The organism is Paenibacillus tepidiphilus (assembly GCF_008635795.1).
In the GTDB taxonomy this organism is placed as follows: Bacteria; Bacillota; Bacilli; order Paenibacillales; family Paenibacillaceae; genus Paenibacillus_AQ; species Paenibacillus_AQ tepidiphilus.
Map to the genome: position 1 here is coordinate 1 of NZ_VWRQ01000074.1, position 669 is coordinate 669.

Annotated in this window: 2 protein-coding genes; both read left to right on the forward strand. The window is 43.6% G+C overall.

All coding sequences use genetic code 11. The annotated features are described in order from the left end of the window. On the forward strand, nt 1-121 hold a 121-nt coding region (locus tag F1379_RS29540), incomplete at its 5' end, for a 50S ribosomal protein L18 (protein WP_275262668.1). A gap of 14 nt (nt 122-135) precedes the next feature. After that, nucleotides 136-636 carry a 30S ribosomal protein S5 gene (gene rpsE / locus F1379_RS29545; protein WP_005599314.1) on the forward strand — a complete coding sequence of 167 codons (501 nt, stop codon included), beginning with the start codon at nt 136-138 and terminating at the stop codon, nt 634-636. The last annotated feature ends 33 nt before the right edge of the window (nt 637-669 follow it).

Genomic DNA, 669 nt, shown 5'->3' on the forward strand with positions numbered 1-669 from the left:
TGCAGAACGTGCTTTAGCTAAAGGTATTCAAGCAGTTGCATTTGATCGTTCAGGTTTCAAATACCACGGTCGTGTGCAAGTATTAGCAGACGCTGCTCGTGAAGCTGGTCTACAGTTCTAATAGAGGAATTTGAGATGTCAAACATCGAAAAACAAGCTGGTGAACTGCAGGAAAAGCTAATCGCGGTTAACCGTGTATCAAAAACCGTAAAAGGTGGTCGTATCATGAGCTTCACTGCTTTGACAGTAGTAGGCGATGGTAACGGTCGTGTTGGTTTTGGTTACGGTAAAGCACGTGAAGTTCCAGCAGCGATCCAAAAAGCGATGGAAAAAGCTCGTCGCAATATGATTAACGTAGCTTTAAACGAAGGTACATTACAACATCCTGTTAAAGGTTCACACACTGGTTCACGCGTATTCATGCAACCGGCTAGCGAAGGTACTGGTATCATCGCCGGTGGTGCGATGCGTGCTGTGTTAGAAGTGGCGGGTGTTCGTAACGTTCTTTCTAAAGCATACGGTTCAACCAACCCAATTAACGTTGTTCGCGCAACAATCGATGCGCTTGCAAATATGAAATCACCTGAAATGGTTGCTGCTAAACGTGGTAAAACCGTTGAAGAAATTTTGGGGTAATTGAATATGGCAAAAACAATTAAAGTAACTCAA